The sequence below is a fragment of the Egicoccus halophilus genome (genome assembly GCF_004300825.1).
Lineage (GTDB): Bacteria > Actinomycetota > Nitriliruptoria > Nitriliruptorales > Nitriliruptoraceae > Egicoccus > Egicoccus halophilus.
Window position 1 is genome coordinate 907,273 of the sequence record NZ_CP036250.1, and the last position, 21,922, is coordinate 929,194.

A 21,922-nucleotide genomic window follows, 5' to 3' on the forward strand; every position below is an offset into this window, starting at 1 on the left:
TTCCGCCGCCTGCTCCCAAGCTCCTGAGGCTCTCGTGCGTCGTGCCAAGATCGTCGCCACCCTGGGTCCTGCCCTGGACGACCCCGACCGCCTGCGTGCCGCGATCGCGGCCGGGGTCGACGTGGTCCGCCTGAACTTCTCCCACGGCACCAAGGAGGACCACCAGCGCCGCCTGGACCGCATCCACGCGATCGCGGCCGAGGTGGGCCGCAACGTGGGCAGCCTCGGTGACCTGCAGGGTCCCAAGATCCGTCTGGGGATGGTTCCCGACGAGGGGATCCTGCTCGAGGACGGTGGTGAGGTGATCCTCGTCAGCGGTGTCGAGACGGTCGACTCCCACGACGAGGGCGGCGTCCCGGTCCTGCCGGTGGTCTACGAGCACCTCGCCGAGGACGTCGACCCGGGTGCGTTGATCCTGATGGACGACGGCCTGCTGCGTCTGGTGGTCTCGCGCGTCGAGGGCAACCGCGTGCACGCCCGGGTCGTGGCCGGGGGTCCGGCCAAGTCACGCAAGGGCGTCAACCTCCCCGGTGTCGCCGTGAGCGCGAAGTCCTTGACGGACAAGGACCGCGAGGACGTCGCCACGATGGTGGAGATCGGCGTCGACTGGATCGCCCTGTCGTTCGTGCGACGTCCCGAGGACGTGCGCGAGGTCCGCGACCTCGTGCGGGCGCACGGTGGTGACCAGCCGATCGTGGCCAAGCTCGAGCGACCGGAGGCGGTCGACGACCTCGAGGCGATCATCAAGGAGACCGACGCGGTCATGGTGGCGCGCGGCGACCTCGGGGTCGAGGTCGGTCCGGAGAAGGTGCCGGCGATCCAGAAGGAGATGATCGACCTCGCCAACCGCCACAGCAAGCCGGTCATCACCGCCACCGAGATGCTCGACTCGATGATCCGCAGCCCACGTCCGACACGCGCGGAGGCGTCCGACGTCGCCAACGCCATCTTCGACGGCACCGACGCGGTGATGCTCTCGGGCGAGACGGCCGCCGGCCGGTACCCGGTCGAGGCCGTGCGCACCATGGCGCGCATCATCGAGTACGCCGAGGCGGCGTCCGAGCGGCTGCACCCGATCCCGCCGGTCACCGGTCAGGTGTTGGCCCGCGTCGTCGCCAAGGCGGCCAAGCAGGTCGCCGACGACGTGGACGCGACCGCGATCCTGGTGTTCAGCTTCTCGGGTGCCTCCGTGCAGCTGGTGTCGAAGTTCCGGCCCGAGCAGCCGGTCATCGGGCTGACCACCGAGGAGGCGACCGTCCGGCGCCTGGCGCTGATGTGGGGCACCAACGGCGCGGTCGTGCCGATGAAGGACCATTCGCGCGACCTGATCCTGGCCGCCGAGGAGATCTGCCTCGAGAAGGGCTACGGCGTGCGGGGGGACACGGTCGTCATCGTCTCCGGCATCCCCGGCGGGCACGGCGGGACCAACCGCGTCATGGTGCACCGCCTCGGCCAGGCCGCCGACTGAGTCGAGTGGACGATCCCTGCTGTCCCGCGCCGGCGGGGTCCTGATGCGCCGCCCGGCGCTGCGCGCGCTCGGGGCGCTCTACGCCGCGTTCACCGTGCTGGTGCTCGTGCTGTGGGCGACGGTCGGGGACACGCCCTGGACGGTGCTGGTCAACCTGTCCACGTTCTGGTGGACGTTGCCGTCGTTGGGGCTGGTCGTGCTCGCCGTGCTGCTGCGCGATCCGCGAGCGGCGCTGTGGTTCGCCGTGCCGGCGCTGGCCTGGGCGTGGGCCTACGGCACCGCCTTCGTCGGTGCGCCCGCCGAGGGTGACGCCGACCTGCGCATCGCGAGCTTCAACACGTACGTGCACACCGAGGGCGAGCAGCACGTGCTCGACCTGGTCGACGAGGTGACGCCGGACGTGCTGGTGCTCCAGGAGGTCTTCCCGCCGCGTGAGCAGGCCCTCGCCGCGGCGTTGGCGGAGCGCTACCCGTACGCCCACGTCGAGCAGAGCCCCGGCGTGGGCGGCGTCGGCGTGTGGTCGCGTCACCCCGTCGTCGCGGTCACCGGCGTGGAGGAGGCCTCGGAGGTCTCGCGGGCGACGTTCGTCGTCGAACTCGAGGTCGACGGGCGAGCGCTGCAGGTCGTCCCCCTGCACCTGATCTCGCCCTGTCCGGCGTGCGGCGCGTCCGTGCTGGAGCGGCTCGAACTCGAGGGCGAGGTCCGTCGGGCCGAGGTCGGCCGTGTCCTCGACGCGCTCGACCCGGACGTCCCCACGGTGGTCGCCGGGGACCTCAACTCGAACGACCGGTCGGTCGCCTACCGTCGCCTGACCGGTGTCGGCTTCCGCGATCCGCAGCGGGAGGTCGGCCGGGGGATGGGGTTCACCTGGCCGGCCGACCGGAGTGTGCCCGCCGTGCTGCGCATCGACTGGATACTGGTACGGGACCTCGATCCGGTGGACGCCTGGGTGGGCGACGCCCGAGGCTCCGACCACCGCCCGGTCGTCGTCGACGTGGCCTTCCCGGATGTGGCGGGTGCCGAACAGGAGGAGTGAGACGGTGGACGTGCCGGCGGACCTGCTCGACGAGCACTACTGCCTGCTCTCGACGCAGGGCCGGGTCACGGCGCGTCGTCACACGGCCGAGCTGTGGTTCGTGCCGGCCGAGGGTGGGGTCTTCCTGATGTCGGGCTCGGGTGGTCTGACCCAGTGGTGCCTGAACCTGCAGAACGAGGAGCAGGGCGTGCTGCGCGTCGGCGGGCGTGCCTGGCTCGGGCGGGCGTCGTTCCTGCAGGACGACGATCCGCGGCGCGATGCCGCGCTGGCCGCCTTCCACGCCAAGTACGACCCGCCGGGCAAGGACCGGACCGAGCCCTGGACCCGCAACGCGACCGTGCTGACCCTGGTGCTGACCCGTCAGCTCGAGTCGTGAACGTCGCCGCGAGCTTTCTGGCGACCGCCGGCGCGGCACGGCCGCTGCTGGCCTCCGACGCGGTCGCGCGACGGTGGGACGACGCCAGCGCGCTGCCCGACTACTCCGTGGCCGGGCTCGCCGCCCACCTCGCCCGGGCCGTGCTGACGGTGGACGGCTACCTGAGCTCGGCGAGCCCGGACGTCCCGGCCACGAGCGACGCGGTCGGCTACTTCCTCGCCGTGCTCGCCGACCACGACCCGGTCGACAGCGCGTTCCACCGCTCGGTGCGTGCGCGTGCCACCGCCGCGGCCGCCGCCGGGCGCGACGGTCTGCTCGACGCGTTCACCGCGGCGCAGCGGTCGCTGACCGACGCGCTCGACCGCGTGTCGCCCGACGACACCGTCACGGTCCTCGACGGCGTGACGATCTCGGTCGACGAGTACCTGCGGACCCGGCTGGTGGAGCTGGTCGTGCACGTCGACGACCTGTCCGTGAGCGTGGACGCCGAACCGGTCGCGCTGCCGGACGCCGCCCACGAGGAGGTCGCGGCCGTCCTCGCGCGGTTGGCGGTCCGGCGGCACGGCGGCCTCGCCGTGGTCCGCTCGCTGGCTCGGCGCGAGCGGCACCCCGACCCCGTGCGGGCGTTGTGACGCGGCCACCGCCACCGCTGCCACCCGGTGGGCACCCCGAGCCGCCCGAGGCGCTCACGCCCTACCAGCGCGCCGTCGTCGCGGTGGTGCAGGCCCTGGCGGCCGGGGAGGTCGTGACCTACGGCGACGTCGCGGCGGAAGCCGGCCGACCCGGCAGCGCGCAGGCGGTCGCCAACGTCCTGCGGCGCGTGCCCGGCCTGCCGTGGTGGCGGGTCGTTCCGGCGACCGGCAGGCTCTACCGGACCCACGCCCCGGTGCAGGCGCCGCTCCTGCGCGCCGAGGGCGTCGAGGTGGACGACGAGCGCCGGGTGAGGTGACCGGCCCCGCGGTCGGTCCGCGCGGCATCGCCCGTCCACGGTCGCGCGCTCAGGAGCCGACGTCGACGGGCTCGGCGGGCGGGCCGTCCGCGAGGAGCGTCACCAGGTGCTGCGGCAGTGCCGCCGGCGCCAGCAGCTCGGGCGTCGTCGACAGCTCGTCGAGCGTCCACCAGCGGGCCTCGACGGCGCCGAGGTCGTCCAGCGGCGCGGCGGCGACGTCCACCTCCGCACGGGCCAGGAACCAGCGCTCGGCCTGGTCGAGCCACAGGCCGCGGAACGCGAACGACACGCGCCGCCACCAGACCCACGGGCCGAGTTCGACCTCGATGCCGAGCTCCTCGCGCAGCTCCCGCACCGCCGCCTGCTCGTGCGACTCGCCGGGCTCCAGTCCGCCACCCGGCGCGGTCCACACGCGGCGGGTCGTCGACGGCGCATGCGCGACGAGCAGGAGTCGTTCGAGCGGGTCGAGCACCACCACCCGGGCGGCCTGGCGTTCCAGCGGCCGCTCGCGGGTGCCGACCCCCTCCGGTTCCGCGGGGAGGCGGGGATGTGGCGGCACCACCCGGGACGCGAGGACGCCCGCGGCGTCGACGACCTGCAGCCGGTGCTCGCGGTCGACGAGCAGCAGCACGTCGTCGTCCATGGCGAGCAGGCGTCCCACCACGTCGGTGGGGACCGGACCGCGGTCGGCGTCGGGCACCAGGTGACGCACCGACACGCGCCGCCCGACGTCGTCGGGCGTGACGCGGTGCACGGCGCGGGCCCGCAGCCCGGCACGCGGTGGGACGCGGTCGGGGGACCGTGGATCGGGGTCATGCGGGTCGTCGCTCATAGGCACGACCGTAACCGAGGGTCAGTGCAGTGCGTCGTCGGTGTCGGCGTCGACAAGCTGCAGCCGGCGCTCGAACACGCGCTGGAACCACGCCACCCGGCGACCGAGGTCGGAGGGCACCAGGTGCGGATCGCCCTGGACGGCGATCGTCAGCACCTCGCCGTCGTCGTCGAGCGCGTGCACGTCGTGGACCGCCTGGTCGCGGGCACGGTCGAGCACGTCGGCGACCTGCAGCAGCGGCAGCAGCCGTTCGCAGCGGCCACGGCGATCCGGGTCGAGGCTGGCGGTCGGCGGGAACCGGCGGTCCAGGCCCCGGGCACCGTGGAAGCGCACCAGGGTGGCGAGCATGGCGACGTCGCGGGGGGAGAAGCCGCGGAGCTCGGCGTTCTCCAGCAGGTAGGCCCCGTGCCGGTGTGAGCGCCGCAGGGCGAGTGCTTCGCCGATCGTGTGCAGGGCAGCGGCGTGCACCAGCAGTTCGCGGTCGTCGTCACCGAGCCCGTGCAGGTCGACGAGCTCGTCGAACAGCAGACCGGCCAGTGCGGCGACGTGCGTCGGGTGCGGGTCCTCGGGCACGAACGTGGTCGCGACCCGCTCGATCTCCCGCCGCCGCAGCTCCGCGGCGGGTGGCACCTCGGTGACGCCGCGCGCATCGAGCAGCAGCCCCTCGCGGATACCGGCGTCGCTGATGACCACCTCGTCGACGGCGAGGCGCTCGAGCACGTCGACCAGCACGGTGGCCGCGACGTGGACGTGGTCGGCCCGGGTGTCCTTCATCCCGGGCAGGTCGAGTCGCTGGACGTAGTCGAGCTCGAGCAGGCGGTCGCGCACGGCCCGCAGCGCCCCGGCGGGGACGTGCAGTTGGTTGGTGACCGTCTCCGCCGGCAGCCACACGCCACGGTCGGCGGCGACCAGGCGCGCCAGCGCCCGCACCGTCCCGCCCAGGGCGATGACCGTGCGCGGCGCACTGGTCCACACCGTGGGGACCAACGGGTCGACGTGCTCGTCGACCAGTGCACGCAGACGACGCAGGTCGCCCTTGCCCGGGGGGTCCTTCTTCAGCGAGGTGGACAGGCGGCTGCTGCCGAGCGGGGTCGACGCGGCCCAGTCCAGCGTGCCGCCGTGCCCGATCGCGAACTCGAGCGACCCACCACCCAGGTCGAGCACGAGCGTGGGATCCGCCTCGAGCGCGACCGACGAACGCACGCCGAGGTAGGACAGGCGGGCCTCCTCCTCGCCGGGCAGGATCCGCACGGGGACGCCGGTGGCGGCCTCGATCGCCGCCAGCACCTCGCTGCCGTTGTCGGCGTCGCGGATCGCGGCGGTCGCGACGGCGGTCACCTCGCCGGCGCCCGACCGTCGCGCGAGGTCGGCGAGGTGACCGGCCGTGGCGGCGGCGTTCGCCCGCTCCTCGTCCGGGATGGCCCCGTGGCGGGCGACGACGGCCCCCAGGTGCAGCATCTCGCGTTGTCGCAGGACCGGCACCACGCGACCGTCGTCCACGTCGGCGACCAGGACGTGGAACGAGTTGCTGCCGAGGTCGAGGACGGACGCACGCATGGGGATCGAGCCTAGGGTCGCTGGGGCGGCGGCAGGTACCGGACCGAGGCCGGCCGGCGGGGGTCCGCGCCGGCGAGCAGCCAGGTGCTGCCCTTCGCCCAGCGCAGCCCGTCGGGGCCGCCGACGTCGACGCCCCGGTCGTGCAGGTCCCGCACGACCATGCCGATCACGTCCCCATGGGAGCACAGCACCGCGTCGGGACCGGCCTGGGCGAACAGGCGGTGCACCACGTCCAACGGCACCCCCTCCGCGAGCGCGTCGTCGCGCTCGACCTCGACGCCCCGCGCGGCCGCGAGCGGCTCGACACTCTCCACGCAGCGGGTGTAGGGGCTGGTGAGGATGCGGCGCACGGGGAGGTCGGCGTACTGTTCGACGATGCCGACGGCCTGGCGGCGACCGCGCTCGGAGGCGGGTCGGCGCCGGTCGTCGCCGTCCCAGGACCGGCGGTCACCGGCATGGACGTGGCGGAGCAGCAACAGGGGCACGTCGAACCTTTCGGTGCGCCCGGTCAGCGCAGACGCTGGCGGGCCCGCTCACGCAGGGTCTGGTGGGTGTCGAGCCCCACGTGCGCTTCGACGGGGACCCAGGTGCTGTCCGGTCGCAGTTCCCAGGCCAGCAGGTCGTCGTGCAGGGCCACCTGCAGGATCTCCTCGAGTCGGGCCTGCAGACCGGGGTCCTCGATCGGGACCAGGGCCTCCACCCGGCGGTCGAGGTTGCGCGGCATCCAGTCGCCCGAGCCGATGACGTAGTCGAACCCACGCGCCGGGCTGCCGAAGCGGTAGATCCGCGAGTGCTCGAGGAACTGTCCGACGACGGAGCGGACCCGGATGTTGTCGGACAGTCCGGGCACGCCGGGACGCAGGCAGCACACGCCGCGCACGATCAGGTCGACGGGGGTGCCGGCCTGGGAGGCGGCGTAGAGGCCCTCGATGATCCGGGGGTCGACCAGACTGTTCATCTTGGCCAGGACGTGGCCGTCCTCGGCGTCGCGTTCGCGGTCGATCAGCTCGAGCATGCGTCGGCGGAAGGTCGTCGGTGCGATCAGCAGCTTGCGGAAGTCGGCCTGCCGGGAGTACCCGGTGAGCACGTTGAACAGGTCGCTGAGGTCGGCCCCGATGTCCGGGTCGGCGGTGAGCAGCCCCACGTCCTCGTAGATGCGCGCGGTCTTGTCGTTGTAGTTGCCGGTCCCGATGTGGGCGTAGCGGCGGACGCGGTCGCCGTCGTCGCGCACGACCAGACAGATCTTGGTGTGGGTCTTGAGGCCCACGACGCCGTAGGCGACGTGCACGCCCGCCTCCTCCAGCACCCGCGCCCAGGCGATGTTCGCCTCCTCGTCGAAGCGCGCCTTGAGCTCCACGAGCGCCACGACCTGTTTTCCCTCGGCGGCGGCGTCGAGCAGGGCCTGGGTGATCGGGCTGTTGCGTCCGGAGGTCCGGTACAGGGTGATCTTGATCGCCAGCACCTGCGGATCGGTCGCCGCCGCCTCCAGGAAGGCGCGTACGGAGGTGGTGAACGAGTCGTAGGGGTGCTGGACCAGGACGTCACCCTCGCGCAGGGTGGCGAACAGTCCCTGGTGATCACCGGTCATCGCCGTGGTCAGGCGCGGCTGGGTCACCGTGACCATCGGTGCGTACTTCAGGTCGGGACGGTCGAGCTCGTACAGCGCCCACAGTCCCGAGAGGTCGAGTGGTCCCGGCAGCAGGATCACCTCGTCGTCGGTGATCTCGAGCTCGCGCAGGAGCAGTTCGAGCACCGAGGCGGACATCTCGGGCTCGACCTCGAGCCGCACCAGGCTCCCGAAGCGGCGTCGGGTGAGCTCGGTCTCGATGGCGAGCAACAGGTCGTCGGCCTCGTCCTCCTCGACCTCGAAGTCGGCGTTGCGGGTGACGCGGAAGACGTGGTGCTCGACGATCTCGAGGCCGGCGAACAGCCGCGGCAGGTGGGCCGCGATGACCTGCTCGAGCGGAACGAACCGTTCGCCGTCGGGCAGCACGACGAAGCGCGGCAGGACCGGTGGCACCTTGATGCGGGCGAAGCGCCGCTCGCCGTCGTCGGGGTCGCGGACCACCACGGCGAGGTTGAGCGAGAGGTTCGACAGGTACGGGAACGGGTGGGCCGGGTCCACGGCCAACGGCGTGAGCACCGGGAAGATCGTCTCGTCGAACACCTGGACGAGGTGGTCGCGGTCCTCGTCGTCGAGGGTGTCCCAGTTCGAGAAGCGGATGCCGTGGGCGTCGAGCGCCGGCACCAGTTCGTCGCGGAACAGCCGGGCGGCGCGGGTGGAGAACTCCGAGGCGAGCGCGTCGATGACGAGCAGCTGGTCCGCAGGGGGGATCCCGTCGGCCCCGGAGCCGGTCACCCCGGCGGCGACCTGCTCCTTGAGCCCGGCGACCCGGACCTGGAAGAACTCGTCGAGGTTCGAGGTGAAGATGGCGAGGAACTTCGCCCGTTCCAGCAGCGGCACACCGGGGTTCTCGGCCAGCGCCAGCACCCGCTCGTCGAACTGCAGCCACGACAGCTCGCGGTTGAGGTGTCGGACCTGCCCGTCGGCGCCCTGCGGGTGGAAGTCGAGGATCGACACGGTGCGCTCGCGCGTCCGCACCCAGTCGGCGGGGACGGTGCCGGGCACGATCGCCGGAGCGCGGGGCTTCGCGGGCTCCGGGTCCCCGAGGTCGGTCCCGGGCGGTGCCAGTGCTGGCGCGACCCGCGGGTTCCCACGGCGGCGTGCATCCGTCATGCGTCGGCGTCCTCACGGTACGGCGGTGCCGGCAGCACCGGCCGTGCGAAAACCTAGGTGACCGAGGTGAACGGTGGGTGTCGAACCTCGCCCGCCCCCGGACCATCGCCCGTCCCCGGTGGCGATCCCCGGCTCGGGGAGGCAGTAGGTTGTCGCCCCGGAAACTCGGTCGGCCGGACCCGCGATGGCCGCGCACGACCGGGGTCCAGCGCCTAGCGTGCGCACCGAGCAGCCAGGAGGTCGTCCGTGACGTACACCATCGCCGAGCCCTGCATCGACGTGAAGGACAAGGCCTGCGTCGAGGAGTGCCCTGTCGACTGCATCTACGAGGGTGACCGGATGCTCTACATCCACCCCGAGGAGTGCATCGACTGCGGCGCCTGCGAGCCCGTCTGCCCCGTCGAGGCCATCTTCTACGAGGACGACGTCCCGGACGAGTGGGCCCAGTTCACGCCGATCAACGCCGAGTTCTTCGCCGACAGCGTGACCGGTCTCGGTTCGCCCGGTGGGGCAGCGACCGTCGGGGCGGTCGACAAGGACCACCCGACCGTGGCCGGCTGGGACGCCTGAGCGGCCGGACGCCGGTGCAGGTGACGACGGGGTGGCCTGCCGGTGCCCCGTCGTCGTGGCGTGTCCGCCCCGTACCGGGCGGCCTCCCGGATTCGATGGGCCGCGACGCGCCGCGGCTCGTTAGACTGGCGATCGTGACGGGTCGACCGAGGACGGGCGGTCGGCAGGGCGGTCCCGCTGGGAGCGGGCCGACTCGGGAGCCGTTGACCGTGAGGAGAGCCGCGTGACGTACGTCATCGCCGAACCGTGCATGGACGTCAAGGACACCGCCTGCGTGCAGGAGTGCCCGGTCGACTGCATCTACGAGGGTGACCGGATGCTCTACATCCACCCCGTGGAGTGCATCGACTGCGGCGCCTGCGAACCGGCCTGTCCGGTGGAGGCGATCTTCTACGCCGACGACGTCCCGTCCGAGTGGGGCCAGTTCACGGCCATCAACGCCGAGTACTTCGAGCCGGCCGTCACCGGTCTGGGTTCGCCCGGCGGCGCCAGCAGCGTCGGTGTGACCAAGGTCGACCACCCCAAGGTCTCGGCCTACGAGATCCCGGACGCGACCTGAGCCGGGCCGACCGTCTCGTGCCCCGGTTCCTGCGGCGCACCCCTCCGGTGGCGCCCGACCCGGGTGCGCTGGTCGCCGAGCACCTCGAGGCGGGCCGCCCGACCGGCTGGTTCGAGCCGCTGTACGCCGGTGCCGACCGCGACCCGGACGCCGTTCCCTGGGCGCAGCAGACGCCGCACCCGTACGTCGTCGACTGGCTCGACGACCCGGTGGTGACCCCACCCGGACGCCGGGCGGTCGTGGTCGGCTGTGGACTCGGTGACGACGCGGCGGAGCTGGCGCGGCGGGACTTCGACGTGGTCGCCTTCGACGTCGCTCCGAGCGCCGTGGCCTGGGCGCAGCGGCGCTTCCGCCGCTCGCCGGTCGACTGGCGGGTCGTGGACCTGCTCGAACTGCCCGACGAGCTGGTCGGGGCCTTCGGCCTCGTCGTCGAGGTGCGCACGGTGCAGTCGCTGCCCGGTGTGGTCCGCGACGCGGCGATGCACGCCGTCGGCCGGCTGGCGGCGCCCGGCGGGGTGGTCCTCGCCGTCTCGCTGGTGGCGAGCTCGAACGAGGTCTCGCGTACCTGGCAGGGCCCGCCGTGGGCGCAGGCCCCCAGCGAGCTGGCCGCCTACCGGGCCGCCGGTCTGGAGCGCCTCGCCCTCGAGCATCCCGACCCCGACGAGCACGGCGCGATGGAGGTCCGGCTCACGCTGCAGCGCCCGGCCGGTTCGGTCCCGCCGGGCGCCGGGCTCCCGATCGTGCCGACGCCCGGCTGAGCCGGGTCAGACCGGCAGGTGCGCCGTCAGCGCCGCGATGTCGGTCGGCAGACCGGCCAGCACCGCCTGCGCGTCGGTGGCGCGCAGCCGGCGCTTGGTGCCGGCGTAGCTGCGCGACGGCAGGCTGGCGAGCTCGGCCGCGCGGGCGCGTGCGGTCGCGAGGACGTCGTCCGCAGCGACCACCTCGTCGGCGAACCCGGCCTCGACCGCCGCGGCCGCGTCGATGCGTCGGCCCGGCAGCAGCAGGTCCTCGAGCCGGTCGGTGCGCACGTTGTGCCGGGCCAGCGCGATGCCGAACTCGGGCAGCTCGAAGTCGATCTGCGTCTCGGTCAACCCCCACCAGCCGCCCTCGGCGGCGACGGCGTGGTCGCAGGCCATGGCGAACATCGTGCCGGCGGCGATCGCGTGCCCCGTCGCGGCGCAGACGGTGGGCCGGGGGTCGGTCCACACCCGCATCAGGCACTCGCCGAAGCGGACCAGCAGGCGCTCGACGCCCGCGCCACCGTTCGCGGCCATCCACTTGACGTTCAGCCCGGCGGTGAAGATGCCCGGCCGTCCGGCGAGGACCACGGCCTGCGCGTCGGTGTCCGCGTCGAACGCGTCGATCAACGCGTCGAAGGTCTCGGGCACGAGCGCGTTCTTCTCCCCGTCGTCGAGCGTGATCGTCAGCACGCCCGCGTCGTCCACCTCGCGGCTGATGGCCATGGCAGCTCCCCATATCTGCCCGCGTGCGCCGGCGTGTCGGTGCGCCGGCGCGGCGGACCGCCTCGTCGAGCGGGCATCGTAGATCGCGGTACGCCCGCGGCCACGACCCGGGACGGTCGGGGCCACGTGACCCCGCGAGGTGGTCGACGGGGAGCCGCAGGACGGTGCCGCTCAGACGAGCAGCCGGGTGGGGGCGCGCGAGGCGATCGGTTCGTAGGCCTGCCAGGCCGCGGCCAGTCGGCGGACCCCTTCGCGCAGGACCGGCTCGGGCCGGGAGAACACCAGCCGCAGCCCCCGCCGGTTGCCCTCGTCGACCGACAGGGCCGGACCCGGGACGACCGACACCCCGTGGCGCAGGGCCAGCTCCGCGAACTCCTCGGCGTTGCCGGCCGGCAAGGTGACCCACAGCGACAGCCCGCCCGAGGGCAGCTGCCACTGCCACTGCGGCAGGTGCTCGGTCAGCAGATCGGCGAGCAGGTCGCGCTGCGGCAGCAGTTCCGCCCGCCGGTCGGCCAGGACCTGGTCCGCGTGCTCGAGCAGCCGGACGGCCAGCAGTTGACTGAGCAGCGGGGTGCCGAGGTCGGCGACCGTCTTGGTCGCCAGCATGCGCACGGTCCAGCTCGCCGGGGACCGCAGCCAGCCCACCCGCAGTCCGGCCCAGAACAGCTTGGCCGTGGAACCCAGGGTGTGGATGGCCCCCGTACCGTCCGAGAACGCCGCGATCGGTGGCGGCAACGGTGCCGCGTCGAGGTCGACGTCGCCCATCGCGAGGTCCTCGAGGACCACGATCCCGGTGCGGTCCGCCAGCTCGGCGAGCACGCGCCGACGTTGCTCCGGCAGGACCGTCCCCGTCGGATTGTGGAAGTTGGGGGACACGTACACCAGCTTGGGCTCGGTCCGGGCCAGCAGGTCGGGCAGCACCTCGGTCCGTGCACCGTGGCCGTCGACCGGCAGGGGCACCATGCGGGCACCGAAGCGACGGAAGACGTCGAGGGCGCCGGGAAAGGTCGGGCTCTCCACCAACACGGTGTCCCCGCGCTGGAGCGTCTGGCGGGCCACCAGCGAAATGCCCTGGTGGGCACCGGTCGTGGCCAGGATCTGGTCCTCGCTGGAGGGCAGGCCCGCGACGGTGAAGCGGGCGGCGACGATCTCGCGCAGGGCCCGCAGGCCGTGCGGGACGTACCCGTGGTGGGCGACCAGCGAGGAGACGTCGTCGGGGGACAACGAGGTGAGGATGTCCACCACCATCGGCGAGCCGGTCACCGCGGCGACGGAGAGGTCGATCAGGTCCTCGTCGTCGGGCATCGGCGGCTCGCCGGGACCCGTCCGCTGGTCGGCCTTGTCGTCGGAGAGGAACAGACGGGCGGTGGCCACCGCGTCGACGCCGCCCCGGTCCTCGCCCTCCGGGCGGCGGACCCACGTGCCCGAGCCCTGCCGGCTCTCGAGCCAGCCCTCGTTCTTGAGGCGGTCGTAGGCCGCGACCACGGTGGCGCGGCTGACCGACAGCGACCGCGCCAGGACACGCTCGGGCGGCAACACCGTGCCCAGCGGGATCTCGCCCCGGTCCACGGCCCGCTTGAGACCGTCGGCGAGCTGTCGGTACAGCGGTCCGTCGCCGGTCAGCGCCTGGTCGAGAATGCCAGCGAGGTGCGGACCACTTTCGCGGATTGGATCATCCAATGGCAGTCCAATGTGAAGGCTCGGAAGAGTTGGACCGGAACGCCGGCCGTGGTACCGTACCTCGTACCAGGCCAAAGGGCACGGTTCGGCTCTCCCTCCGAATCGAGCACCGGGCCAACCGGAATCGACACTCCGCGGCGCTCGGGGTAGGCACTACGACCGGCCCCACCGCGCGACTCCGGCACAACTGCATAAACGTACGCGAGGCGGCAACGCTCCCTCTCCCAGCCTCCTCGCGTCACCGCTCGGGCGATGACCGGTCTCGCACCTCTCCCACCCGGCGGCTCTCCCACCGCCCGGATGCTCTCTCTCCCACTTACAGCATCCCCCCGCGAGTCCCGAGCCCGAGCGCAAGACGTCCCCCCGGCCCTCCCACCGGGGGGACGCTTCTTTTCCCGACCATCTCGCCCGCAGCGGGTCCGCTGCGGGCGGGGTGGTCGCCTGCGCAGGGGTCGTTCGGTGGGCGGGTTGGCGGGGCGGGGGATCGGCGGTTTCCGTCGTGGGCGCGGGAAACCGCGTGGTGCGAGGGCCGGCCGGGGTGCGGGCGTTGGTGGTTTCCGTCGTGGGCGCGGGTAACCGCTCGCCGGAGTGCGTCAGAGGTTGCCGCGGCGGGCCTGTTCGCGTTCGATGGCTTCGAACAGGGCGCGGAAGTTGCCGGCGCCGAAACCGCGGGACCCGTGGCGCTGGATGATCTCGTAGAACACGGTGGGGCGGTCCTGCACCGGTTCGGTGAAGATCTGCAGCAGGTACCCCTCCTCGTCGCGGTCGACGAGGATGCCGAGCGCGGCGAGGTCGTCCCAGGACTCGTCGACGTCACCGACGCGTGCGCGGGCCTCGGTGTAGTACTCGGCCGGCACCGGCAGGAACGACACCCCGTTGGCCCGCATGGTCTGCACCGTCCCGACGATGTCACCGGTGGACAGGGCGAGATGCTGGACCCCCGGGCCGCCGTAGGCGTCCAGGAACTCCTCGATCTGTGACCGCTTGCGGCCCTCGGCGGGCTCGTTGATCGGCATCTTGATGCGACCGTGCCCGTCCCAGAGCACCTTCGACATCAACGCCGAGTACTCGGTGGAGATGTCCTCGTCGTCGAAGTGGCGCAGCTGGGAGAACCCCAGGATGCGCTCGTAGAAGCCGGCCCAGCGATCCATCTCGCCGGCGGCGACGTTGCCGACGACGTGGTCGACCGACGACAGGCCCACGGGGCGTGCGACGGGGTCGTGACCGACCTCCTCGAAGCCGGGCAGGTGGATGCCGGAGTAGTCGTCACGCTGCACGAAGGAGTGGATGGTGTCGCCGTAGGTGCGGATCGAGGCCCGCACGACCTTGCCGTGGACGTCCTCCTCCACGGTCGGTTCGAGGTGCGCCTCGGCGCCGCGCTCGACGGCGATGCGAAAGGCGTCCTCGGCGTCGGTGACCCGGAAGGCGACGTCGCGGATGCCGTCGCCGTGGCGGTGAGCGTGGCGGGTGACCTCGTGGTCGGGTGACAGGCCCGAGGTGACGACGAAGCGGATCGCCCGCTGCTGCAGCACGTAGGACGCGTGGCCACGGACGCCGGTCTCGGGACCGGCGTAGGCGACGACCCGGAACCCGAACGCCGAGCGGTAGTAGTGCGCGGCCTGCTTGGCGTTGCCGACCCAGAACTCGATGGCGTCGTACCCCAGCAGGGGGAGGTCAGGGAGGTCATGGTCGATCACGGGGAACGGCTCCCTCCTGCGCGGGCGGACGGGTGGCGTCGCGAGCGTCTCGGGTGCGGGCGCTGGCAACGACGCACGGGTCACGTGCCGTCGATGCCGTCGTCGAGGGCGGGAGAGCGGCGTTCTCGCCGGCGTCCCGCCTCTGGACGTGCCGCGTCAAGGGTACGGACACCCGCGGGGAAGGCGGCATTTCCGGCCGCTGACGCAGCGTGGTGGCGCGGTCACCGCAGACCGACGAGCGGTCGGCGTGCGTCGGTCGTGTCAGGCCGGAGGGATCATGCCCGGCGGGAGATCGGTGCGGCCCTGCAGCGGAGAGAGTGCGAACTCCTCCCGGCCGATGCGCAGGAATTCCACCGGACGGTCGCCGGCGAGATGCTCCTCGACGATCCGCGGGACGTCCTCGACGGTCACGCCGCCGTACCAGACGTCGTCGGGGGCCACGTAGATGCCGGGTCCGACCATGCAGGGCTCGAGGCAGCCGGAGGCGACCACCTTGACGTCGACGAGTCCCTGCCGGCCGGTCTCCTCGCGCATGGCCTCGAACACGTCGGCCGCACCCCGGCGGAGGCACGACGGTCGCGGGTGCTCCTGCGGTCGCTCGTTGATGCACACGAACACCCACTTGCGGGGCATACCGACACGTGCCATGCGGCCATCCTCCCGGGGGTGCGCGGCTCGTCGCACCGTAGCCTGTCCGGTCCCACACGAGGAGGTCGCCCCGTGGACGTCACCGACGACGCCGGCATCGACGAGCTGCTGCGCCGGACCCGACGCATCGCCGTGGTGGGTGCGTCCGACGACCCGTCGCGTCCCAGCCACGGCGTGATGCGGCGATTGCTCCAGGCCGGCTACGAGCTCGTGCCGGTCAATCCCCGGGTCGGGGAGGTGCTCGGTACGCCCGCGGTGGCGAGTCTCGCGGAGCTCGACGCCCCCGTGGACCTGGTCGACGTCTTCCGTCGCGTCGAGCACACGCCGCAGGTGGCCCGCGAGGCCGCCGCGATCGGTGCTCCCGCGCTGTGGCTGCAGACGGGCCTGCGGTCGTCCGAGGCCCGCACCGTGGCCGAACAGGCCGGGATGGACTACGTCGAGGACCGCTGCCTGGCCGTCGAGGTGGCGGTGCGCGGCATCACGGTCGGCTGAGCAGGTCGGTGCAGGCGACGGCGGCCGCGTAGCGCTCGGCGCCCGCCGCGGCCTGCTGGCCCTCGAGCAGGACCGGCAGACCACCGTCGAGACGCACGGGCAGCCACCGGTCGATCGTGGTGCCGTCGAGCGCGACCTCGACGACGTAGACGCCGGCGTGCTCGCCCTCGCCGGGCGGCGTGTCGAACACGAAGTTGCCGAGCCCGTAGTGCACCAGTGCGCCGTCGGGGGACCGGCCGCCGCCCTGCACGCGGTGGGCGTGCGTGCCGACCACGACGTCGGCGCCGGCCTGCGCGAGCCGCTGCGCGAGCTCGCGCTGACGGTCGGTGGGACAGGTGTCCTTCTCGCGACCCCAGTGCAGGTAGACGAGCGTCAGGTCGGCCTCGGCCGCCGTCGTGGCGACCTGCTCCACGAAGTGGTCGGTGTACGGCTCCTTCACCGAGGCGATGCCCGTCCGCCCGTCACCGGCGACCCAGGTCTCCTGCGCGAACGAGTCGAGGACGTCGGTGGCGGCGAGGACGGCGACGTCCCACCCGTGCCGCTCGAACCAGACCGGTCCGGCGGCCTGGCGCTCGTCGGCGCCGATCCCGACGAAGGCGAGTCCGCTGCCGTCGGCGGCGGCCAGGGTGTCGCGGAGTCCGTCCGCGCCGTAGTCGCCGGCGTGGTTGTTCGCCAACGACACCGCGTCGATCCCGGCGCTCGACAGCGCTGCGAGCGACGTCGCCGGGGTGCGGAAGGTGAACTGCTTGGGTTCCGGGGTGCCGCCCTCGGTGACGGCCGTCTCGAGGTTGCCGATGACGAGGTCGGCATCGGCCCAGGCGGCCCTGACCCCGGCGAGCACCGCCCCCGGGTCCGTGGCGGCGATTCCGCCGAGCTGGTCGGCGAAGTGGATGTCGCCCACGAACGCGAGCGTCAGTGGGGCCGACGGGGCGGGCTCGGTCGTCGCCTCGTCGGCCGCCGCGACCACCTCGGGGTCGGCGGGCGTGGACGCGCAGGCGCCGGCCAGCAGGGCGACGCCGACGAGGGGGGCACGGACGCGCATTCCCTGGACCTTCGTACGGGTGTACGCAGCATGCCGGGTGGCGGTGGGAACGCCGACATCCGCGTGCGCAGGTACCCGTGCGACGACGCCGGCTCGGCCCGTCGGCGCGTGAGAGACGGCGCAGGTGCTCAGGACCCCGCGGCTGCGGCAGCACCGGTGCCGCCGCTGCGACCGTCGGAGCGGTACAGCGCCGGGTCGAGCACCGCGTCGCGGTCGAGGGTCGCTCGGCCCTCGAGCACGCCGAGCACGTCGAGGAACTGCCGCGCGGCCGCGACGTCGTGGACCCGGGCGATGGTGTCGTCGATCCGCACCAGCGGGACCAGGGCGGCGAGCGTGCCGGGACCGCGCTCGTGGGGGACCGCCCGGGCGATCGTGCCGATGAAGTCCTTGCGGGAGATCGCCACGAGCAGGGGGTTGGAGAACCTGGCGCGCAGGTCGGGCAGGCCGGCGAGGACCGCGACGGTCTGTGCCGGGGTCTTGGACAGGTCGATGCCGGGGTCGAGCACGACGCGTTCGGGCGCGACGCCGTGCGCGGCCAGTCGCTCGAGTTGCCGGGCGAACCAGTCCCCGACCTCGAGCACCACGTCGTCGTAGAGGTTGGGGTCGGTGAGTCGTTGCTTCACCGGCCCGATGTTGTGGGTGAGCACGAACTGCGCGTCGGTGCCGGCCACGACCTCGAGCATCTCGGCGTCGTCGCTGCCGGAGTAGTCGTTGACGAGGCGGGCGCCGGCGGCGACGACGCCGGCGGCCACGGCCGGCTTGTAGGTGTCGACACTGACCGTCACGCCGCGGGCGGCCAGCTCGGTGACCACCGGGGTCAGCACCGCGAGCTCGTCCTCGGCCGGGACGACCGGCGTGCTCGGCGAGGCGCTCTGTGCGCCGAGGTCGATCACCTCGGCGCCGGTGTCGACCAGCCGCAACGCGCGGGCGGTGGCGTCGTCGACCTCCTCGCCCGCGGTGGAGAACGAATCGGGATTGAGGTTGACGATCCCCATCAGGCGCGGGTTCACGGTCGCTCCGGGTCCGGGTCGGGGCGCCAGGATGCCCCGCGCGCGGCTGCGGCGCCCAGCGCGACCGCCAGGACCTCACGGGCGACGACGGCCAGTTCGTCGACGTCCTTGTGCCGGTGGGCGATCGGTTCGAGGTCCACCTCGGCAACGGCCCCGGCGCCGTGGCGCTGTTCGAGGGCGAGCAGCATCGACAGCTCCAGCCCGTAGCCGGGGTGCAGGTCGAGGTCGCGGACGGAGGGAACGTGCACGGCGACCTGACCGGAGAGGGGATCGCGCAGGCCGGCCAGCCGGCTGCCGAGGAGTTCGAGGGCGGGCCGGGCGACGAGTTCGCTGACACGGCCGGAGCGCACGGTGCCGGTCGCGGGATCCAGACGCCGGCACACCCCCTTGACCAGCGCGACCGGCCGGGTGAGCGCCGCGAGCAACCGGGTCACGCTGGCGGTGGCCAGCCCCTCGACGTCGGCGTCGAGCAGCACCAGCCGGTCGTGGTCGGTCGTCCGCAGCAGCGCGGCGACGGCGTCGCCCTTGCCGCGCAGTGCCCGTCCACCGGTCAGCGCCCGCGCGTCGACGACCTCCAGGCCGTGCCGGGCCGCGAGCTGCGGGGTGCCGTCGCGGGAGCCACCGTCGAGCAGCAGTGCCCGGTCCACGACCCCGGCGGCGACGGCGTCGGCGGCGAAGGCCGCGAGGCGCGCCACGTGCGGCGCCTCGTCGAGCGCGGGGAAGGCGAGTAGCGTCACGGCGGTGCTCCGCGGGAGGCCGGCGCGCCCGACCGCAACGGAAGGCCCACCGTGCTCACGTGGTTCGTCGCCGCCGCGACGGCGGTCGTGTCCGCCGCGGTCCTGCTGGTCGCGACCCTCGACGAGCCCCTGACGTCAGGCGAGCGGAGCGAGCGAGACGATCGGGGAGGTGGGTGGGATCGATCAGGTGGGGCAACGAGCGAGCGGAGCGAGCGAGACGATGGGGGTGGTGGATGGGATCGATCAGGTGGGGCAACGAGCGAGCGGAGCGAGCGAGACGATGGGGGTGGTGGATGGGATCGATCAGGTGAGGAACTCGAGGACGGCGGCGGCGACGGCGCCGGGGGACTCGACCGGTGACCAGTGGCCGACGTCGGGCAGCACCTTGACGCGGCTGACCGGGATCGAGGCCTTGAGCTCCTCCGCCATGGCCAGCGGGGTGGAGCGGTCGTGGGCGCCCGTGACGACCAGCGTCGGCTGGCCGATCTCGTCGCGGCGGATCTTGGGGGCGTCGGCCAGGGCACGGCAGGACTTGGCGTAGCTCTGCGGCTCGTTGCGCAGGAACAGTTCGCGCAGCAGCCCGACGGTGCCGCCGTGCGTGGCGTGCGACTGGGGGGAGACGGCGCCCTCCAGCCAGGCGTCGACCAGCGGGTCGAGACCGTCCTTCTCCACCAGTTCGGCGCGCTCGCGGTAGGCGTCGGCGGTGGGGGGCTGGAAGTAGGAGATCCCGCCGACGAGCACGAGCTGGTCGCAGGTCTCGGGCGAGGTCTGGGCGAGGTGCTGGACGATCAGCGTGCCCAGCGAGTGGCCGACGAGCGTCACCGCGGGCAACTCGAGGTGGCGGATGAGCTTGTGCACGTCCTTGGCCCAGCCCTCCACGGAGAACTTGCCGCGGCCCTGGCTGCGGCCGTGACCGCGGAGGTCGAGGGCGATGCAGTGGTGGTGCTGCTTCATGGCCTGCATGACGCCGTGCCAGACGTTGGCGCTGCCGCCGAGACCGTGGACGAACACGACGGGTGGGCCCTCGCCGTAGCTGTTGTACTGGATGGTGTTGCCGTCGATGTCGGCGAACATGGGCCGGTCCTTGGAGGTCGGGTGCCCTGGTCGCGGCGCCGCCTGGCGCGCGCCCGAGCGGGCGGGGATGCGGTCCGGCGGTGCCGGACCGTGGCGCCGGGTCGGGCGCCGATGGCGAGCGAAGCCTAATGGGGGACCGCCGTCGCCGTGATCGGCCCGCCCGCCCGCCCCGTCCGGACGCCGGTCACCGTGGCGGGTCGGACCCCGCGACCCATCGCGGACGGCGTAGGGTCCGAACCCCGGTCACGACCGGCAGGCAGGAGGTCCGATGCGGCTCGAGGTGGTCCAGGACGTGGCGGCACCCCGCGCCCGGGTCTGGGACGTGCTCACGACGTGGGAGCGCCAACCGGACTGGATGCTCGACGCCAAGGCGGTCGAGGTCCTCACGCCGGCGCGCGAGGGCGTGGGGGTGACCCTGCGCTGCCCCACCAACCTGCTCGGGGTGACCGTGCAGGACGTGATGCGGGTCACCGGCTGGGAGGCGCCGGGCTATCTCGAGGTCACCCACCTCGGCTCGATCATCACCGGGACGGGCGCGTTCGTGCTGACCCCGCTCGGCGAGGACGTCACCCGGGTGACCTGGTGGGAACAGATCGATCCGCCGCTGGGCCGGCTGGGCGAGTGGGGCGCCTCGACGCTCGTGCTGCCGGTGCTGCGACGCATCTTCGGGCGGAGTCTGGCCCGGCTGGCCGCGCTGGCCGAGTCGGACCCACCGGGCGCGGACGCGGCTGCGCGCTGACCGAACCGCACCACGCCGACGCTCCGGGACGGTGCCCGCCCGGAGCGTCGGACCGGGCGTCCGTCAGCTGCGCGTGGGGGCCGGCTCGTGCGGCAGGTGCGTGAGGTCGACGACCTCCCGGACGCCGTCGACGTCCGCGACCCGCTGCAGCAGTTCCCGCCGCTGGGTGTCGGTGTCGACCTGCCCCCGGACCTCCACCACGCCGTCACGGACGGTGGTGACGAGCTTGGCGGTCGCGGCGTCGGCCGGACCGATGGCCTGGGCGCGGACCCGTTCGTGCAGCTTCTCGTCGGAGGGGTCGCTCACCTCGGGCACGGCATCGATCGCCGCACCGACCGAACGCTGGGCGAGGTCGCGCCCCTGGTCGACGGCCTGCTCCTGCAGGTCCCGGCCGGTGGAGGAGGCGCGTTGTGCGAGCTCCGCCCGGCGGGCGTTGCCACGGTCCGGGTCGGCGAAGTAGGTCGCCACGGCGCCGAGCACGGCACCGATGGCGAGCCACAGCAGGCGGCCGGCCCAACCGGAACCGCCGCCGCCGTCGTCGTCGCGGTCGATCCCGAGGTCGTCGTCGGGAATGATCAGGGCGTGCTCGGCGTCGTGCATCGTGGGTTCGGTCCTCCGTCGGGATGGCTGCCGTGGGAAACGGCGACACCGAGGCAAGCGGTCGGGTCGGCCGGACGCCACCGACGAACGATCAACCGCGCCGCTCGCGGTCGACGCGCCGACCGAGGGATCCGAGCGGGACGTCAGTCGCCGCCGAGGAAGCGCGTCAGCGCGCGGCGCAACGGCCCGGGCGCGGCCTCGTCGTAGCGGATCGCCAGACCGTCGTCGGCCTCGGGGACGTCGGGAGGCGTCGGATCGGGCGGGGAGGTGACGGCCAGCACGATCAGCGGATCGGGGGCCCGGTTGTCGATCCCGTGGACGGTGCCGGCACGGACGAGCAGGGCACCCATCGGGTCCAGGCCGATCTCGCCCTCGTCGGTCACGAACCACGATCGACCACCGACCACGGTGTAGCTCGTGTCGCGCTCGGGATCGTGCAGGACGCCGGTCGCCTGCTGTGGCTGCAGACACCACAGGTCGAGGGCGAGCCGCGGTGTCGCGAACACGCGCACGCGGGTGGCCGCTGCGTCGCGGAAGCGGACGTAGTCGCGCAGGTCGACCGGCAACACCGCGGGGTCGGCGGCCGGACCGGGCGTGTCGGGTGCATCGGGAGGCGTGGCGTCCATGTGCCCATCGTAGGGGCGCGCGCGGGTCAC

The 21,922-nt window shown here is 73.2% G+C and carries 24 protein-coding genes; 10 read left to right on the plus strand and 14 right to left on the minus strand.

All coding sequences use genetic code 11. The features are described from left to right. Nucleotides 1-34: 34 nt before the first annotated feature. From pyk to ELR47_RS04195, 5 genes are read left to right on the plus strand one after another with little or no spacing between them, the layout of a single operon-like run. On the plus strand, nucleotides 35-1,468 hold the full coding sequence (pyk, locus tag ELR47_RS04175) for a pyruvate kinase (protein ID WP_130648748.1): 1,434 nt from the start codon (nucleotides 35-37) through the stop codon (nucleotides 1,466-1,468). 43 nt (nucleotides 1,469-1,511) lie between these two features. Next, nucleotides 1,512-2,504: an endonuclease/exonuclease/phosphatase family protein gene (locus ELR47_RS04180; protein ID WP_130648749.1), complete on the plus strand. Its 993-nt coding sequence runs from the start codon at nucleotides 1,512-1,514 to the stop codon at nucleotides 2,502-2,504. Between the two features lie 4 nt (nucleotides 2,505-2,508). Next, on the plus strand, nucleotides 2,509-2,880 hold the full coding sequence (locus ELR47_RS04185) for a nitroreductase/quinone reductase family protein (protein WP_165403833.1): 372 nt from the start codon (nucleotides 2,509-2,511) through the stop codon (nucleotides 2,878-2,880). Continuing rightward, nucleotides 2,877-3,512, plus strand: a complete 636-nt coding sequence (locus tag ELR47_RS04190) for a maleylpyruvate isomerase N-terminal domain-containing protein (RefSeq protein WP_165403834.1) — start codon at nucleotides 2,877-2,879, stop codon at nucleotides 3,510-3,512. Before ELR47_RS04185 ends, ELR47_RS04190 begins: the two co-directional genes overlap by 4 nt. Next, the gene (locus ELR47_RS04195) at nucleotides 3,509-3,829 is read left to right on the plus strand and encodes an MGMT family protein (RefSeq protein ID WP_130648752.1); all 321 of its coding nucleotides are present in this window, start codon (nucleotides 3,509-3,511) and stop codon (nucleotides 3,827-3,829) included. Before ELR47_RS04190 ends, ELR47_RS04195 begins: the two co-directional genes overlap by 4 nt. A gap of 49 nt (nucleotides 3,830-3,878) precedes the next feature. Here ELR47_RS04195 and ELR47_RS04200 read toward each other — a convergent pair whose 3' ends face one another. From ELR47_RS04200 to ELR47_RS04215, 4 genes are read right to left on the minus strand one after another with little or no spacing between them, the layout of a single operon-like run. Next, nucleotides 3,879-4,661, minus strand: coding sequence for an NUDIX hydrolase (locus tag ELR47_RS04200; RefSeq protein ID WP_205745434.1), 783 nt, complete (start codon nucleotides 4,659-4,661; stop codon nucleotides 3,879-3,881). A gap of 21 nt (nucleotides 4,662-4,682) precedes the next feature. Next, nucleotides 4,683-6,218 (minus strand): Ppx/GppA phosphatase family protein, encoded by a 1,536-nt coding sequence (locus ELR47_RS04205; RefSeq protein ID WP_130648753.1) that lies wholly within the window; start codon nucleotides 6,216-6,218, stop codon nucleotides 4,683-4,685. A gap of 11 nt (nucleotides 6,219-6,229) precedes the next feature. Beyond that, nucleotides 6,230-6,703: a SixA phosphatase family protein gene (locus ELR47_RS04210; protein WP_165403835.1), complete on the minus strand. Its 474-nt coding sequence runs from the start codon at nucleotides 6,701-6,703 to the stop codon at nucleotides 6,230-6,232. Between the two features lie 23 nt (nucleotides 6,704-6,726). Further along, entirely contained in the window at nucleotides 6,727-8,955 is a 2,229-nt protein-coding gene (locus ELR47_RS04215) for an RNA degradosome polyphosphate kinase (protein WP_130648755.1), read from the minus strand. 246 nt (nucleotides 8,956-9,201) lie between these two features. Here ELR47_RS04215 and fdxA (ELR47_RS04220) point away from each other — a divergent pair, with 246 nt between their 5' ends. From fdxA (ELR47_RS04220) to ELR47_RS04230, 3 genes are all read left to right on the plus strand, one after another. After that, nucleotides 9,202-9,525: a ferredoxin gene (gene fdxA / locus ELR47_RS04220; protein WP_130648756.1), complete on the plus strand. Its 324-nt coding sequence runs from the start codon at nucleotides 9,202-9,204 to the stop codon at nucleotides 9,523-9,525. A gap of 223 nt (nucleotides 9,526-9,748) precedes the next feature. Further along, nucleotides 9,749-10,084, plus strand: a complete 336-nt coding sequence (gene fdxA / locus ELR47_RS04225; protein ID WP_130648757.1) for a ferredoxin — start codon at nucleotides 9,749-9,751, stop codon at nucleotides 10,082-10,084. 17 nt (nucleotides 10,085-10,101) lie between these two features. Then, nucleotides 10,102-10,842, plus strand: coding sequence for a class I SAM-dependent methyltransferase (locus ELR47_RS04230; protein WP_165403836.1), 741 nt, complete (start codon nucleotides 10,102-10,104; stop codon nucleotides 10,840-10,842). Between the two features lie 6 nt (nucleotides 10,843-10,848). Here ELR47_RS04230 and ELR47_RS04235 read toward each other — a convergent pair whose 3' ends face one another. From ELR47_RS04235 to ELR47_RS04250, 4 genes are all read right to left on the minus strand, one after another. Continuing rightward, a complete protein-coding gene (locus ELR47_RS04235) occupies nucleotides 10,849-11,547 on the minus strand; it encodes an enoyl-CoA hydratase-related protein (protein WP_130648759.1) in 699 nt (232 codons plus the stop codon). Nucleotides 11,548-11,718: 171 nt separating this feature from the next. Beyond that, entirely contained in the window at nucleotides 11,719-13,227 is a 1,509-nt protein-coding gene (locus ELR47_RS04240; protein WP_165403837.1) for an aminotransferase-like domain-containing protein, read from the minus strand. A gap of 593 nt (nucleotides 13,228-13,820) precedes the next feature. Further along, nucleotides 13,821-14,924 carry a 4-hydroxyphenylpyruvate dioxygenase gene (gene hppD, locus ELR47_RS04245; protein ID WP_130648761.1) on the minus strand — a complete coding sequence of 368 codons (1,104 nt, stop codon included), beginning with the start codon at nucleotides 14,922-14,924 and terminating at the stop codon, nucleotides 13,821-13,823. Between the two features lie 261 nt (nucleotides 14,925-15,185). After that, nucleotides 15,186-15,572 carry a (2Fe-2S) ferredoxin domain-containing protein gene (locus tag ELR47_RS04250; protein WP_130648762.1) on the minus strand — a complete coding sequence of 129 codons (387 nt, stop codon included), beginning with the start codon at nucleotides 15,570-15,572 and terminating at the stop codon, nucleotides 15,186-15,188. A gap of 72 nt (nucleotides 15,573-15,644) precedes the next feature. Between ELR47_RS04250 and ELR47_RS04255 the strand changes: the two genes are divergently transcribed. Beyond that, entirely contained in the window at nucleotides 15,645-16,064 is a 420-nt protein-coding gene (locus ELR47_RS04255; protein ID WP_130648763.1) for a CoA-binding protein, read from the plus strand. Here ELR47_RS04255 and ELR47_RS04260 read toward each other — a convergent pair. From ELR47_RS04260 to ELR47_RS04275, 4 genes are all read right to left on the minus strand, one after another. Next, nucleotides 16,051-17,106 carry a CapA family protein gene (locus ELR47_RS04260; protein WP_130648764.1) on the minus strand — a complete coding sequence of 352 codons (1,056 nt, stop codon included), beginning with the start codon at nucleotides 17,104-17,106 and terminating at the stop codon, nucleotides 16,051-16,053. The two genes, ELR47_RS04255 and ELR47_RS04260, sit on opposite strands and share 14 nt — an antisense overlap. A 128-nt stretch (nucleotides 17,107-17,234) precedes the next feature. Next, nucleotides 17,235-18,116 (minus strand): dihydropteroate synthase, encoded by an 882-nt coding sequence (gene folP, locus ELR47_RS04265; protein ID WP_130648765.1) that lies wholly within the window; start codon nucleotides 18,114-18,116, stop codon nucleotides 17,235-17,237. Next, nucleotides 18,113-18,853: a glycosyltransferase gene (locus ELR47_RS04270; protein ID WP_130648766.1), complete on the minus strand. Its 741-nt coding sequence runs from the start codon at nucleotides 18,851-18,853 to the stop codon at nucleotides 18,113-18,115. The genes folP and ELR47_RS04270 overlap by 4 nt, the downstream gene beginning before the upstream one ends. 303 nt (nucleotides 18,854-19,156) lie before the next feature. Further along, a complete protein-coding gene (locus ELR47_RS04275) occupies nucleotides 19,157-19,927 on the minus strand; it encodes an alpha/beta fold hydrolase (protein ID WP_130648767.1) in 771 nt (256 codons plus the stop codon). A gap of 268 nt (nucleotides 19,928-20,195) precedes the next feature. Here ELR47_RS04275 and ELR47_RS04280 point away from each other — a divergent pair, with 268 nt between their 5' ends. Then, nucleotides 20,196-20,666 (plus strand): SRPBCC family protein, encoded by a 471-nt coding sequence (locus ELR47_RS04280; RefSeq protein WP_130648768.1) that lies wholly within the window; start codon nucleotides 20,196-20,198, stop codon nucleotides 20,664-20,666. A 63-nt stretch (nucleotides 20,667-20,729) separates the two neighbouring features. On the opposite strand, the gene ELR47_RS04285 is transcribed toward ELR47_RS04280, so the two are convergent. Next, on the minus strand, nucleotides 20,730-21,266 hold the full coding sequence (locus ELR47_RS04285; RefSeq protein ID WP_130648769.1) for a BON domain-containing protein: 537 nt from the start codon (nucleotides 21,264-21,266) through the stop codon (nucleotides 20,730-20,732). Nucleotides 21,267-21,409: 143 nt separating this feature from the next. Further along, nucleotides 21,410-21,892, minus strand: coding sequence for a cupin domain-containing protein (locus ELR47_RS04290; RefSeq protein ID WP_130648770.1), 483 nt, complete (start codon nucleotides 21,890-21,892; stop codon nucleotides 21,410-21,412). Between the last annotated feature and the right edge of the window lie 30 nt (nucleotides 21,893-21,922).